Source organism: Sphingomonas sp. (assembly GCF_030145815.1).
Classification (GTDB): domain Bacteria; phylum Pseudomonadota; class Alphaproteobacteria; order Sphingomonadales; family Sphingomonadaceae; genus Sphingomonas.
Genome location: NZ_JAIXHL010000001.1, coordinates 180,602 through 193,650, shown reverse-complemented (window position 1 = coordinate 193,650; position 13,049 = coordinate 180,602). Strand labels below are relative to the sequence as shown.

General features: G+C 66.7%; 14 protein-coding genes. 5 read left to right on the top strand and 9 right to left on the bottom strand.

Annotated elements, in window-relative coordinates:
* The first annotated feature begins 20 nt into the window (after positions 1-20).
* A complete protein-coding gene (locus KYX69_RS00975) occupies positions 21-938 on the top strand; it encodes a TraB/GumN family protein (RefSeq protein ID WP_300492663.1) in 918 nt (305 codons plus the stop codon).
* A gap of 176 nt (positions 939-1,114) precedes the next feature.
* Here the strand turns inward: KYX69_RS00975 and KYX69_RS00970 are convergent, their stop codons facing one another.
* Positions 1,115-1,876 (bottom strand): exonuclease domain-containing protein, encoded by a 762-nt coding sequence (locus tag KYX69_RS00970; RefSeq protein ID WP_300492662.1) that lies wholly within the window; start codon positions 1,874-1,876, stop codon positions 1,115-1,117.
* Positions 1,877-1,979: 103 nt separating this feature from the next.
* On the opposite strand from KYX69_RS00970, the gene KYX69_RS00965 reads away from it, so the two are divergent.
* Positions 1,980-3,143, top strand: coding sequence for a tetratricopeptide repeat protein (locus tag KYX69_RS00965; protein WP_300492661.1), 1,164 nt, complete (start codon positions 1,980-1,982; stop codon positions 3,141-3,143).
* 29 nt (positions 3,144-3,172) lie between these two features.
* Here KYX69_RS00965 and KYX69_RS00960 read toward each other — a convergent pair whose 3' ends face one another.
* The 4 genes from KYX69_RS00960 to KYX69_RS00945 all read right to left on the bottom strand — a co-directional run bounded on the left by KYX69_RS00960 (position 3,173) and on the right by KYX69_RS00945 (position 6,121).
* Complete coding sequence (locus KYX69_RS00960; RefSeq protein WP_300492660.1) at positions 3,173-3,550, bottom strand: DUF1801 domain-containing protein; 378 nt, start codon at positions 3,548-3,550, stop codon at positions 3,173-3,175.
* Complete coding sequence (gene pgmG / locus KYX69_RS00955; protein ID WP_300492659.1) at positions 3,547-4,929, bottom strand: phosphoglucomutase/phosphomannomutase PgmG; 1,383 nt, start codon at positions 4,927-4,929, stop codon at positions 3,547-3,549. Before pgmG ends, KYX69_RS00960 begins: the two co-directional genes overlap by 4 nt.
* Before the next feature lie 86 nt (positions 4,930-5,015).
* The gene (locus KYX69_RS00950) at positions 5,016-5,321 is read right to left on the bottom strand and encodes a J domain-containing protein (protein ID WP_300492854.1); all 306 of its coding nucleotides are present in this window, start codon (positions 5,319-5,321) and stop codon (positions 5,016-5,018) included.
* Positions 5,321-6,121 (bottom strand): division plane positioning ATPase MipZ, encoded by an 801-nt coding sequence (locus KYX69_RS00945; RefSeq protein WP_300492658.1) that lies wholly within the window; start codon positions 6,119-6,121, stop codon positions 5,321-5,323. The genes KYX69_RS00950 and KYX69_RS00945 overlap by 1 nt, the downstream gene beginning before the upstream one ends.
* 77 nt (positions 6,122-6,198) lie before the next feature.
* Here KYX69_RS00945 and panC point away from each other — a divergent pair, with 77 nt between their 5' ends.
* Both panC and KYX69_RS00935 read left to right on the top strand, forming a co-directional pair.
* On the top strand, positions 6,199-7,041 hold the full coding sequence (panC, locus tag KYX69_RS00940; protein WP_300492657.1) for a pantoate--beta-alanine ligase: 843 nt from the start codon (positions 6,199-6,201) through the stop codon (positions 7,039-7,041).
* Positions 7,042-7,126: 85 nt separating this feature from the next.
* Entirely contained in the window at positions 7,127-7,423 is a 297-nt protein-coding gene (locus KYX69_RS00935; protein WP_300492656.1) for a hypothetical protein, read from the top strand.
* Positions 7,424-7,529: 106 nt separating this feature from the next.
* Here the strand turns inward: KYX69_RS00935 and topA are convergent, their stop codons facing one another.
* Positions 7,530-10,073, bottom strand: a complete 2,544-nt coding sequence (topA, locus tag KYX69_RS00930; protein ID WP_300492655.1) for a type I DNA topoisomerase — start codon at positions 10,071-10,073, stop codon at positions 7,530-7,532.
* Between the two features lie 119 nt (positions 10,074-10,192).
* Here topA and KYX69_RS00925 point away from each other — a divergent pair, with 119 nt between their 5' ends.
* Entirely contained in the window at positions 10,193-10,639 is a 447-nt protein-coding gene (locus KYX69_RS00925) for a hemerythrin domain-containing protein (protein WP_300492654.1), read from the top strand.
* Positions 10,640-10,648: 9 nt separating this feature from the next.
* On the opposite strand, the gene KYX69_RS00920 is transcribed toward KYX69_RS00925, so the two are convergent.
* Genes KYX69_RS00920 through plsY form a run of 3 tightly spaced genes read right to left on the bottom strand, consistent with a single transcriptional unit; the run spans position 10,649 to position 13,012 of the window.
* Positions 10,649-11,332 carry a hypothetical protein gene (locus tag KYX69_RS00920; protein ID WP_300492653.1) on the bottom strand — a complete coding sequence of 228 codons (684 nt, stop codon included), beginning with the start codon at positions 11,330-11,332 and terminating at the stop codon, positions 10,649-10,651.
* Positions 11,329-12,414, bottom strand: a complete 1,086-nt coding sequence (gene dprA / locus KYX69_RS00915; RefSeq protein WP_300492652.1) for a DNA-processing protein DprA — start codon at positions 12,412-12,414, stop codon at positions 11,329-11,331. The genes KYX69_RS00920 and dprA overlap by 4 nt, the downstream gene beginning before the upstream one ends.
* Positions 12,407-13,012: a glycerol-3-phosphate 1-O-acyltransferase PlsY gene (gene plsY, locus KYX69_RS00910; protein WP_300492651.1), complete on the bottom strand. Its 606-nt coding sequence runs from the start codon at positions 13,010-13,012 to the stop codon at positions 12,407-12,409. Before plsY ends, dprA begins: the two co-directional genes overlap by 8 nt.
* Positions 13,013-13,049 lie beyond the last annotated feature (37 nt).

Here is a 13,049-nt window from a genome sequence, read left to right as displayed (position 1 = left end):
ATTGTTATCGGAGATTTAAGATGAAGAAGTTCCTGCCCCGCGCAGCGACGGCGCTTGCCCTGTTGTTCGTCGCTCCTGCCGCCCTTGCACAGCAGGCCCCGGCCCCCGCCCCGGCCGCTGCGCTCAAGGACGCCGATCCTGCCCTGTGGGTGGTCAAGGATGAGGACACGACCATCTATCTGTTCGGCACGATCCATGTGCTGCCGTCCAACCTCAGCTGGTTCGACGAAGCGGTGAAGACCGCATTCGACGCGAGTGGCGAGCTGGTCACCGAAATCGGCGACATGCCTGATCCGGCTGCGGTGCAACCGCTGATCATGAAGTACGGCGTCGCGGCCACCGGCCCCGCACTGGCCGACCGCCTGCCCGCCGACAAGCGCGAGGCCTTTGCCAAGGCGGTCGCCGACGCCGGCATTCCGCCCGAGGCCTTTGCCCGGCTGAAGCCTTGGTTCGCGGCCAACCAGCTGTCGCTCGTCGCACTGATGAAGGCGGGCTATAACCCGGCTTCGGGCGCCGAGACCGCGCTGACGGCAGCGGCCAAGGCGGCGAACAAGCCGATCTCCGGCGTCGAAACCATCGAACAGCAGTTCGGCTTTTTCGACAGCCTGTCGGAAGCCGCGCAAATCCAGTTCCTGACTGAAACGCTGACGCAGCTCGGCCAGATCGGACCGGAGTTCGAAAAGATGGTCGCCGAATGGTCCGAAGGTGACGCCGAAGGTCTGGCCGCGATCATGAACGAGGCGATGCGCAGCTCGCCCGAGCTGAGCAAGATGCTGCTCGCCGACCGCAACGCGCGTTGGGCCGAGTGGATCGACACGCGGCTCGACAAGCCGGGCGTCGTCTTCATGGCGGTCGGTGCGGGCCATCTGTCCGGCCCGGACAGCGTTCAGGTCATGCTGGAGAAGCGCAAGATCAAGAGCGCGCGGATCGAATATTGATCCGTCACTCCAACTCCCCTCCCTGAAAGGGAGGGGTGAGGGGTGGGTTTAGCGGCGGCGAGGCTCGATGCCTCGTCGCCGCTCTGCGTTGCTCACCACGGGTATTTCTAAGCGCGCAGACGCGCGCACCCACCCCCAACCCCTCCCTTTCAGGGAGGGGAGCGCGTTAGGCGTGTCTAAAACAAGTCCGGCTGGCGGACCGGCTTGAATTCCGGTCCCCGGCCGCGGCGGCGTTGCAGCTCGACCTGGGCGGTGTAGCGAATGTCCTCGTCGCGATCCTGCAGAAAGCCGTCGAGCGCCTCGTCGTCGATCTCGCTCCATTCCTTGCCGCGATCGGGGCCATAGCGAACGCGCGGGAGCAGTCCCGGCAGCTTCGACCATTCGATCAGCTGCGCGACGCTGGCCTCGTTGAGCATGTCGCGCAAATGGTGCGCCGTCACATACGCATCAGGAAAGGCACGGTGCGCGGGCAGGCCGCGCTCATGCTCCAGCCCAGCGGGCATGCGATAATAGCGCAGAAACTGGTTCGAGAAGCCCGGGCTGTCGCGCCACAGCCGCAGCGCGCATTTATAGGTGCAGATCCAGTCCGCGCCCCGGGTCAGCGACGGGGTGCAGAACTGCTCCTCGAAACTGGCGCGATGCGCCGCGAGCGCGACGCGGCGCGGCCAGGGATCGAGCACCGGGCGCGCAACATCGTGCCACCATGGCGCATCAGCAACGTCTTCGTCGCGGATATGGTGGATCGCCATGGTCAGCGGCGGGATCGGGCGGCCGGGATTGACGAGGCGCGCACCGCCGTCCCCCTCCAGCTCCCAGCGGCCATCCTTGCCGAGCGCAACATCCTGCCAGCCGATTTCGCACACGCCATGCTGCGGCGGCGCATTGCCGGTCGTTTCAAGGTCAATGACGCGGATGATCTGGGGGGCGGGGGGAACCATGCCCCCATGTGGCCCGGCGCGCCGTGATTTGCCACCCCTGCGCTGCGGCACCTGTCAGAGATCGTCGCTGGCGCGTGGCCTGCGGTGCGATAGGATGTAGCCCATGCTCATCGTCCGCCGCCTGCTGCTGTTGCTGACTCTAGCCGTTGCCAGTCCGGCGCTGGCGGGTGTGTCGGCAATGCCAGCGACGGCACGGGCGCCGCGCTGCATCGAGCTGGCCGGGGGCGATGCGGCGCGGGCGCGCTACATCGCGGCGCGGCGGGCGGAGCTGGCAGCGTGCGATCCGGCCAAGCCTACGCTGGAGTGCGCGGCGAGCTGGGGCAAGCTGGTGGTCGCGTCGCGCGACGGCGGCGATGCGGCGCTGGCCGAGCAGTACGCACCGCTGTTCCACACCGACCGGCGACCGATGGCGCGCACGCCCCAGCTGGTGCGCACCTATCTGCATCTGGCAGGCGCGATGGAGCAACAGGCGTGCTTCACCGAGGGGGAGCCGCTATATCGGCTCGCCCTCGCGCTAATCGACGCGGACAAGCCGGACCCCGGCGAAGTCGCCGACATCTATTACGCGCTAGCGTGGAACTTGAGCTATCAGGAGCGCCACAAGGAGGCCGAGGCGACGATGCGGGCAACGCTGGCGCTGCGCTCGCGCATCCTGCCCGCCGGGAGCCGCGATATCCTGCAGGCGCAACAGGACATCGCCTATATGTTGGAGGATCAGGGCCGCTTCGCCGAGGCCGAAGCGCTCTATGCCCCGTTACTGGCGGCACGCGAGAAGCTGACCGACGATCGCGGCATGCTCGATCTGGCGGTGACCTACACCAATCTGGGTTACAACCTCGCCAGCCAGGGCCGGCTCGCCGAGGGCGAGGCGATGTTCCGCAAGGGGCTGGATGCCGCCGCCGCGCGGGTCGGCGAGTCCGACCCGATGATCGCCAAGGGGCGCACCTACCTTGCCGCGATCATCGCGAAACAGGGCCGCGCCGAAGAAGCGGAGGCCTGGTATCGCCGCGCAGTCGCGGTACTGATCCGCCGCCCGGCGATGAACCCCGATCGCGCGCGGGCGATCCTTGGCCTTGCCACGCATCTGCAGGCGCAGGACCGAGCACCGCAGGAGGTGCGGTCGCTGCTGCGCATCGCCGCCGCCGATGCACGGCTGAGCCAGGAATTTCACACCGGTTTTTCGCGCGATGCGCAGGCAGCGTTACGGCGTAGCGCGCCGATCTATTTGGCGCAGGTGCGCGCGGCCTGGGATCTGGCGCACCGCTGAACACCCGCCGGTCCGGCATTCGCAAGCGGTCAGCGGGTTGCCGCGATCCAGCGCGCGATCAGGTCGCGCAATTCGCGATGTCGCGAGTCGATCTCCCCCAGATCGCGGAACGTCACGACGCCACGGTCGGGTGCCGGCCAGGCGGCCAGCCGCGCGGCATCGTCGAAGCTGAACTCCGTGGCGTGCTTTTTTGCGACGCCGCGATGGAGGACGACGCGGACACCGCCCTTGCGCTCGATGCCCAGCGTAACCTTGTGGTCCGCGCCGTCGCGAAAGCTCGGCGCATTCCACTTGATCTCCTCGATCAGGTCCGGCGCGGCGGCGATCACGATGGCACGCAGCGCATCGACCATCGCCCGGTCATGCGGCGCGAGGGTCGATAGATAGGACTCGACCGCCGCGCTCAATGCGCCGCCTGAGGCCCGCGCTCCAGCCCGCTGGCGGCGAGCTGCGCGTCGATCATCGCCAGCAGGCGGTCGAGCGCGGCTTCGTCCTTCGCCTCGGCGCGGGCGACCAGAACGTCCTGGGTGTTCGATGCGCGCAGCAGCCACCAGCCATCGGGCGTATTGACCCGCGCGCCATCGGTGTCGTTGACGTCGGCGCCCTCGGCCTTGAGCCGCTCCAGCACCTCGTCGATCACCGCAAACTTGCGGCTTTCATCGACCTGGAAGCGCATTTCGGGCGTGTTGACGATAGCCGGCATCGCGCTGCGGATCTCGCTCATCGACGTGCCGATCAGGTGCACCGCGTTGATCAGCTGGACCGCGGCATAATGCGCGTCGTCAAAGCCGTAATAGTCCTGCGCGAAGAAGATATGCCCGCTCATCTCGCCCGCGAGCGGCGCGCCGGTTTCCTTCATCTTGGTCTTGATCAGGCTGTGCCCGGTCTTCCACATCAGCGGCTGGCCACCCAGCTCGGCGATGCGGTCGTACAGCGCCTGGCTGGCCTTCACGTCGGCGATGATTGTCGCGCCGGGGTCCTTTTTGAGGACAGGTTCGGCCAGAATGGACAGAAGCTGATCGCCCCAGATCACGCGGCCCTGCCCGTCGATCGCGCCGATCCGGTCGCCATCGCCGTCAAAGGCCAGTCCGAAATCGAGGTTCTTCTCCGCGACCAGCGCCTTGAGATGCGCCAGATTCTTCTCTTCGGTGGGATCGGGATGATGATTGGGGAAATTGCCGTCCACATCGGTGAACAGCGTGTGATGCTCACCGGGCAGGAGCTTCACCAGCTTTTCGATCACCGGCCCCGACGCGCCATTGCCGCAGTCCCAGCCGATGCGGAAGGTGCCACCCGCATAGCCGGCGAGCAGGCGACCGACATAATCGTCGAGAATGTCGGCGTCGGCGACCGTGCCTTCGCCCTCCTCCCAATCACCCTCGGCGGCCATGCGCCCGAGCGTCTGAATGTCGGCCCCAAAAAACGGACGGTGCTGGAACACCATCTTGAAGCCGTTATAGTCGCCGGGATTATGGCTGCCGGTTATCTGGATGCCGCCATCCACCTCTAGAATCGCCTCGGCATAATAGAGCATCGGCGTCGACCCGAGGCCGATGCGGACGACGTCGCAGCCCGACGCGGTCAGCCCCTCGATCAGCGCAGCCTCCAGCACCGGAGAGGAGACGCGCCCATCGCGGCTAACCGCGACGCGGTGCCCGCCGGCGCGGCGCAGCAAGGTGGCAAAGCCGCGCCCGATCGCGCGCGCATCGTCCGGCCCGAGCGTCTTTCCCACGATTCCGCGGATGTCATATTCGCGCAGCGAGGTCGGATCGAAACGATGGGTCATTGGGCCTCCGGAGGAAATTCCACGCGCTTCATTTCGCGCGCGTTACGCAAAGTGCAACCGTCAAACGCGGCTAAGCGCAATGCGTTTCAGTTTTTCGGGCCGAGCTTGGGTTTGAGCAGCGTGTCGCGCGCGGCGTTGACCTGGCGGGTCAGTTCGGGCGAGCCGCCGCGATCGGGGTGGACGCTGGTGATCAGGCGGCGGTGCGCGGCGCGGATCTCATCCGCATCGGCCCCGGGCGAGACGCCGAGAATGGCATAAGCCGCGGCCTCTTCGGGGTCGCGCGCGGTGGGTGCCGGGGCCGGCTTGGGCGTGCCGGGCAGCGGTCGTCCCCAGCCATGCCAGAGCCGCCAGCCGAGCCAGGCGAGCAGCACCCCGATCAGGAATTTGGCAATCATGCGAACAGCGGCAGCGTGGCTTCGACCTCGGGCAAGGCGAGGCCGGCCATCATCTCGCGCAGCTCCTGCCGCGCGGCGACATGGGCGAGGCCCATTTCGCCGAATTCGCGGCTGTCGAGCATGGTCAAGCCCTTGGGGAACAGCTCGCGATAGATCACGCGTTCGGACAGGCCGGGGATGACGCGAAAGCCGACGCGCTTGGCGAGCTGGTCGATCGCCTCCGACACGCGCTTCATGTTGCGCGCCTCGATATGTTGCATGCGGTTGCGCAGGACGACCCAGTCGATCGTCTGGCCATCGGCTTTGGCGCGGCGCTTGCGCGAATCCCAGATCAGTTCGGAATAGAAGCTGGGCCGCGTAACCCGGAAGGTGTCGGGGTCGACCTGCCCGATCAGGTCGAAATCGACGAAGCTGTCGTTCATCGGCGTCACCAGCGTGTCGGCATTGGTGATCGCGATCCGCCCGAACTTGTCGTCGCGTCCGGGCGTGTCGATGATCAGGAAGTCGGTATCCTGCCCCAGCCGCTCCAGCGATTCGGAGAAGCGCGCAATGCTATCGCCGTCATGCGTTTCGAATCGCGGCATCGGCAGCGGGCGCCCGACGCGGTTCATCGTTTCGAGCCGGTTGTCGAGATAGCGGCCCATCGTGCGCTGGCGATGGTCAAGATCGAGGCATGACACGCGGGCGCCCTTCATCGCGAGCGCGATGGCGGTGTGGACAGCGGTCGTGGATTTGCCAGTCCCGCCCTTTTCATTGGCGAAGACGATCACGTGCAGCGCGTTCAATGCGTCGGTCACTCAACTTCCCTGATTGAACACCCGGCCCGCCCCCCATAGAAGGCCGCCCTCCGTTCCATATCCAAGGCCTTGTACGCGTGCAAACCATCCGTCAGCTCTCCGAACTTCGCGATGCCATTTCGGGATTCCGCGCTGCGGGCGAGCGGATCGCCTTCGTCCCCACCATGGGCGCGCTCCATGCCGGGCATATGGCACTGGTGGCGCAGGCCAAGCTGGCGGGGCAGCGCGTGGTGGTGTCGATCTTCGTCAACCCCAAGCAGTTCGGGCCGAATGAAGATCTGGCCCGCTATCCGCGCAAGGAGCTGGCGGATTCGCGCATGCTGGCCGAGGCCGGGGTCGACCTGTTGTGGATGCCGCCGGTCGAGGTGATGTACCCCGAGGGCCACGCGACCAACATTTCGGTGGCGGGCGTCAGCGAACCGCTCGACGGCGCGGCCCGGCCGGGTCATTTCGACGGGGTCGCGACGGTGGTCGCCAAGCTGTTCAACCAGGTGAAGCCCGATGTCGCGCTGTTTGGCGAGAAAGACTTCCAGCAGCTCGCGGTGATCCGGCGGATGGTCGCGGACCTCGATTTCGATATCGACGTGCGCGGCGTGCCGACGCAGCGCGATGATGACGGGCTCGCCCTCTCCTCGCGCAACGCCTATCTCGCGCCCGAGGATCGCGCGGCTGCAGTTGCCCTGCCCCGCGCGCTTGGCGTCGCGGTGCGCGCAATCGAGAAGGGCGACGACCCCGCCACCGCGCTGGCCACCGCGCGCGTGTCGCTGGAAGCTGCTGGTTTTGAAGTGGATTATGTCGAGCTGGTCGATGCCGACAGCCTGGGCGCGCCGGTCGCTGGCCAGCCCCGCCGCCTGCTCGCCGCCGCCCGGATCGCGGGCACGCGGCTGATCGACAATGTTGCGGTGGCGGCCCCGGATTGACCGGTAAGCGACGTTAACCATTTGCTTACCATGAATGCCCCAAGCTCGCTTCCATGATGAGAGCGATCAAAAGTGGGGCAAAGTCATGGGCAACAGCATTAAGAGCGCACAGTTCCTGATCGACAGCCGGCTGGCGGATGCGGCGCGCGGTAGCGCCGACGCGGCCTATGAGCTCGGGATGGTCTATTCGAGCGGCGCGTCGGGCGTCGACATGGACCTGATCGAAGCGCACAAATGGTTCAACATCGCCGCCCTGAAGGGCAGCGCCCACGCCCCCTATATGCGGGCCGAGATCGCGGAAGAAATGACCGCGCGCGAAATCATCGAAGCGCAGAAGCAGGCGCGCGCCTGGCTGCAGATGACGTCGCTTCGGGCAGCGTAACGCCCCAATCCTCCCCGCCCGTCATCCCGGGGTTGACCCGGGACCCCGCTTCTTCTCAGGCGGGTTCAGGCAGCGGGATCCCGGCTCAAGGCCGGGATGACGAGAGTTACTCCTTTTTCGCCGCCGCCTTCTTCTTCGGCGCGGCCTTCTTTGCCGGAGCCTTCTTCGCCGGAGCCTTGCGTCCGCCCTTTTTCTTGGCTGGGCCAGCGGCGGCCTTGGCGTCGATCAGCTGCACCGCTTCGTCTAGCGTCAGCGCCGCCTGATCGACCGTCTTTGGCAGGGTCGCATTGGTTGTGCCGTCGGTCAGATACGCGCCGTAGCGCCCCTCCATCAGCTTGATCTCCGCGCCCGACACCGGGTGCGCGCCCAGCATCTTAAGCGGCTCACGCGAGCCGCGCTGCGGACGCCCGCCACCCGCCGCCGCTTCGGCGAGCTTGACCACGGCAGCGTTCATGCCGGTCTCGAACACCTCTGCGGTCGAAGCCAGTCGCGCATATTTGCCGTCATGCGCCAGATAGGGGCCATAGCGGCCAATTGACGCCGTGATCGGATTGCCCGTTTCCGGATGGTTGCCGATCGTGCGCGGCAGGTTGAGCAGCTTGACTGCCCAGTCCAGATCCAGCTCAGGAATATCCTTGGGGATCGACGCACGCGCCGCCTCCTTGCCCTCGCCGCGCTGGATATACGGCCCGAACCGGCCCGAGCGGCGCGAGATGTCCTCACCCGTCTCCGGATCCTGCCCGATCACCTCAGGGCCGCTGTCCCCGCCGTCTGCACCACCCGGCTGGCCGAAGCGGCGGGTGAATTTGCAGTCGGGATAGTTGGAGCAGGCAACGAACGCGCCGAACTTGCCGCCCCGCAGCGCCAGTCGGCCAGTGCCGCAGGACGGGCAGAGCCGCGGATCGGTGCCGTCACCCTTGTCGGGGAAGAGATAGGGTTCGAGGAACTGGTCGAGCGCCTCGGTCACCTCGCTCGGCTTGCGCTCCATGACTTCTGCCGTGCGCGGCTGGAAATCGCGCCAGAAGGCGTCGAGCACCGCCTGCCACCCGGCGCGGCCGCCGGACACATCGTCCAGCTCTTCCTCAAGCCCTGCGGTGAAGTCGTAATTGACGTATTTTTCGAAGAAGCGTTCGAGGAACGCCACCAGCAGCCGCCCGGTTTCCTCGGCGAAGAAGCGGTTCTTTTCGACCCGCACATAGGCGCGGTCCTTGAGCACCTGAATGATCGAGGCATAGGTCGAGGGGCGGCCGATGCCGAGTTCCTCGAGCCGCTTGACCAAAGACGCTTCGGAGAAGCGCGGCGGCGGCTGGGTGAAATGCTGTTCGGCGTCGACGCCCTTCTTGGCGGGGGTATCGCCCTGACGGATCACCGGGAGGCGGCGCGAATCCTCGTCGCCCTCATCGTCGCGGCCTTCTTCGTAGAGCGCGAGATAGCCGGGGAAGAGCACCACCTGGCCGGTGGCGCGCAGCGCGTCCTGGCCGGTCGGTTCTTCCAGCTCCACGGTCGTCCGCTCCATCCGCGCCGACGCCATCTGGCTCGCCAGTGCACGCTTCCAGATCAGCTCGTAGAGCTTGGCATGGTCGCCCGATCCGGCGCGATCCTTGCTGAAATCGGTCGGTCGGATCGCCTCATGCGCTTCCTGCGCATTCTTGGCCTTGGTCTGATATTGGCGTGGCTTGTCGGGGACGTAGCTGCCCGAATAGCGGTCATGGATCGCCTTGCGCGCGGCGTCGATGGCGCTGCCGTCCATCTGCACGCCGTCGGTCCGCATATAGGTAATCGCGCCATCTTCGTAGAGCGCCTGCGCGATCCGCATCGTGTGGCTGGCGGAAAAGCCGAGCTTGCGCGCGGCCTCCTGCTGCAGGGTCGAGGTGGTGAAGGGCGGCGGCGGGTTACGCATCGCCGGCTTGGTCTCGACGCTCGCGACGGTGAACCGGCCCTGCTCGACCGCGGCCTTGGCGCGCATCGCGACGCCCTCGGTGCCGATCGACAGCCGGTCGAGCTTCTTGCCCTCGAACCGCACCAGCCGCGCGTCGAACGCGGTGCCGTCATGTTCGAGATGCGCCACGACCGACCAATATTCCTGAGCCTTGAACAGCTCGATCTCGCGCTCGCGCTCAACGATCAGGCGCAGCGCGACCGACTGGACGCGGCCCGCCGATTTGGCGCCGGGCAGCTTGCGCCACAGCACCGGCGACAAAGTGAAGCCGACCAGATAGTCGAGCGCCCGGCGCGCGCGATAGGCGTCGATCAGGTCAGTATCGAGCTGGCGCGGCGCGGCCATCGCCTGCGTCACCGCGGCCTTGGTGATCGCGTTGAAGGTGACGCGCTCGACCTCCTTGGGCAGCGCCTTCTTCTTCGCGAGCACTTCCTGCACGTGCCAGCTGATCGCTTCCCCCTCGCGATCAGGGTCGGTGGCGAGGATCAGGCGGTCGGCCTTCTTGGCCTCATCGGTGATCGCCTTCAGCTGCTTGGCCTTGTCGGGATAGGTTTCCCACTCCATCGCAAATCCGTCATCGGGCTGAACCGATCCGTCCTTGGGCGGCAGGTCGCGGATGTGACCATAGGAGGCGAGGACGCGATAGTCCTTGCCCAGATATTTCTCGATGGTTTTCGCCTTGGCGGGCGATTCGACGATGACGAGCTGCATGAAATCTGGCGGTCCTTACGTGTGTGCGCGAGGATGGGGAGGCTGAATAGCCGGCGTCAAGCGGAACGCCACCCCCTCTTAACCAGCATCGTCTATACGAGTCGGCGAAGGAGGGTGGAATGGTTTCGATCGAGCGTCTGATTGACGAGCATGCGCAGATCAGCGCGCGGAGCAACGCCCTGTTGCGTGCCGTCGCGACCGAATCGCCGACGATGCTGCGCACGATGATCGTCGCGCTGGACACCGATCTGGTCGCGCATCTGGCGACCGAGGACCTCGAAGTCTATCCGCACCTGCTCGCCAGGGGTGACATGGCGCAGCGCGAGGCAGCGGAAATCGCAATGGGCGATTTCGACCAGCTGGCCGCCGAATGGCGTGCCTATGTCGACGAATGGACCGCCGACGAGATCGAGAGCGACCGCGAGCTGTTCATCGAGGCGAGCAAGCGCGTCCTGTCCGCGCTGTCGGCGCGGGTGCGGATCGAGAATGAAATCCTCTACCCGCTGGCGTTGTCGTGCGGGACGATCACGCTGCGGGAGGCGAATGCGCGGATGGTTGCGGGCTGAGCGGCACCGTCAGCCGAACACATCCTCATGAGTCCCGTGCGACGGGATCGTCAGCCGGTACACCGCGCCGACCACCGCCCATCCCGCCATCGTCACGACGCCGAATGCAAGGTTGGTAATCACCCTGAACTCGATCGATTCATAAGCGACGCCTTGGCCCATAAAGGCCGCAGCGAATAGCCCGACCAACAGCGCGACGACCGGGAACAGCAGGATAGCATGGACCATCACCAGCGGCCACACCGACGCGCGCGTGCGGCGCCAGCTTCCGGCGATGCTGGCCAACAGACCGGCGCGTTCCACCGATGCAATGCCGAGCGCCGCAGACATACGGGCCGCAAGATACAAGCCCGGCAACAGAAGCAGCATGTAGCCCAGCCCGATCACCGTCCACAGCCCAAGCTGGAGCGTGACGACGATCACCGGGGCGAGCGCACGACCGGCCCAGCCGCCCGCCACATCGCCAAAGGCGTTGCGAAGCAGGAGATATTGCAGCAGCCCCTGCAGGATTACCGGGGCGATCAGCATCGTGAGCTGCGCGGTCCATGATGGGTCCTGATCGTCGATCCAGACACCGAACCCGGTATAAATGGCGGTCGCGAGGATGAAGGCGAGCGGATGCGCCCCGACCAGCGCCGAGGCTTCGCGCAGGACCTGGGACACCTCCAACCGATCCGGATCGCCGATGCTCACAGAAGGCTCACCCGACCGCCGGCATGGCGTTCGAGCCGACCGGCGAGTTCGAGTTCGAGCAGCACCAGTTGCACCGCTGCGCCGGGGAGAGCGGACTGGCGGATCAGTTCATCGACCGGAACCGGCACCGGGCCGAGCAGCCCCTCCACCCGATTGCGCTCGGCCGCGTCGGGCTCCGCCCCCGGTTCGACACCGAAGCCCGACACCGGCGAGCGCACGGCGCGTGCGTCGATCGGGCGGATCATTTCGAGGATATCGTCCACGCCTTGCACCAGCGTCGCACCCTCACGAATCAGCTGGTTGCAGCCCTGCGCGCGCGGGTCGAGCGGCGAGCCGGGGACCGCCATCACCTCGCGCCCGGCCTCTGCCGCGATGCGTGCGGTGATCAGGGAGCCGGAGCGTGGCGCGGCTTCGACCACCACCGTTCCCTGGGCAAGGCCGGCGATGATGCGGTTGCGCGACGGGAAATGGCGCGCGAGCGGCTCGGCGCCCGGCGGCTGTTCGGCGATCAGCAAGCCCTGCTGCGCGACGCGTTCCTGCAGTTCGGCATTTTCGGGCGGGAAGGTGATGTCGATGCCGCTGGCGATCACACCGACCGTCCCACTGGCGAGCGATCCGTGATGCGCAGCAGTGTCGATCCCGCGCGCGAGACCGGAGACGACGGTCGCTCCCGCATCCCCCAGCCCCTGCGCCAGCTGGCGCGCGAAGCGGCACGCCGCTGCCGACGCATTGCGCGCGCCGACCATCGCCACACAAGGCCGCGCGAGCAGCCCGATGTCGCCGCGCACGATCAGGGCAGGCGGCGCATTTTCCAGCTCGGCCAGCAACGCGGGATAATCGGGATCGTCCAGAAACACGTGCCGCGCGCCGAGTCGCTCGACCACCGCCAGTTCCCGCCGGACGCTCGCGGGATCGGCCAGCGTCGCTGCCTGGCCACCCCCGCGCAGCGCGAGCGCCGGGAGTGCATCGAGCGCCGCCTGCGCATCGCCGAAGCGCGCGATCAGCTGGCGATAGGTGACCGGGCCGATGCGCGGCGACCGGATCAGGCGAAGTCGGGCGAGGCGCGCAGCCTCCTCAGCCATGCTTGCGCCCGATGCGCGGCTCGGTGCCCGCCATCAGCCGCTCGATATTCTCGCGATGCTTCCACAGCACGATCAGCGCAAGCACGACGAGCAATAGCACGAGGTTGAACCGGTTCATCACTGCCGCGCTCACCGGTGCGCTGATTGCGGCTGCCATTCCGGCGACGGAGGAGATGCGCAGCGTTGCGAGCAGGCCCAGCCATACGACCGCGAAGACCAATCCAGACGGCCAATGCAATGCGAGCACGATCCCCATCAACGTCGCGACGCCCTTGCCGCCCTTGAACTTGAGCCAGACCGGGTAGCAATGGCCGATAAACGCGCCCGCCGCCGCCAGCATGCCGAGGCCGGGCCACAGCGCCTGCGCAAGCCACACCGCCGCCGCGCCCTTGAGCAGGTCGAGCAGCAACGTCGCCGCCGCCAGCCCCTTGCGCCCGGTGCGCAGGACATTGGTCGCGCCGATATTGCCCGATCCGATCTGGCGCAGGTCACCCGCCCCGGCGAGGCGGGTCAGAATGACTCCGAACGGGATCGCGCCGAGCAGATAGCCAAGCGCGATGGCGAGCACCGGCGCAATGGTGGCGAGTTGCGGTTCCATGATCCCCCTTGCTTGGACAAAGGCTAGGGTCTTCGCT

Excerpts from the sequence above, each read along its gene's own strand:
- plsY (WP_300492651.1), bottom strand. The coding sequence starts at position 13,012 with ATGGAACCGCAACTCGCCACCATTGCGCCGGTGCTCGCCATCGCGCTT.
- KYX69_RS00965 (WP_300492661.1), top strand. The coding sequence starts at position 1,980 with ATGCTCATCGTCCGCCGCCTGCTGCTGTTGCTGACTCTAGCCGTTGCC.
- KYX69_RS00975 (WP_300492663.1), top strand. The coding sequence starts at position 21 with ATGAAGAAGTTCCTGCCCCGCGCAGCGACGGCGCTTGCCCTGTTGTTC.
- KYX69_RS00935 (WP_300492656.1), top strand. The coding sequence starts at position 7,127 with ATGGGCAACAGCATTAAGAGCGCACAGTTCCTGATCGACAGCCGGCTG.
- KYX69_RS00970 (WP_300492662.1), bottom strand. The coding sequence starts at position 1,876 with ATGGTTCCCCCCGCCCCCCAGATCATCCGCGTCATTGACCTTGAAACG.
- KYX69_RS00925 (WP_300492654.1), top strand. The coding sequence starts at position 10,193 with ATGGTTTCGATCGAGCGTCTGATTGACGAGCATGCGCAGATCAGCGCG.
- topA (WP_300492655.1), bottom strand. The coding sequence starts at position 10,073 with ATGCAGCTCGTCATCGTCGAATCGCCCGCCAAGGCGAAAACCATCGAG.
- pgmG (WP_300492659.1), bottom strand. The coding sequence starts at position 4,929 with ATGACCCATCGTTTCGATCCGACCTCGCTGCGCGAATATGACATCCGC.
- dprA (WP_300492652.1), bottom strand. The coding sequence starts at position 12,414 with ATGGCTGAGGAGGCTGCGCGCCTCGCCCGACTTCGCCTGATCCGGTCG.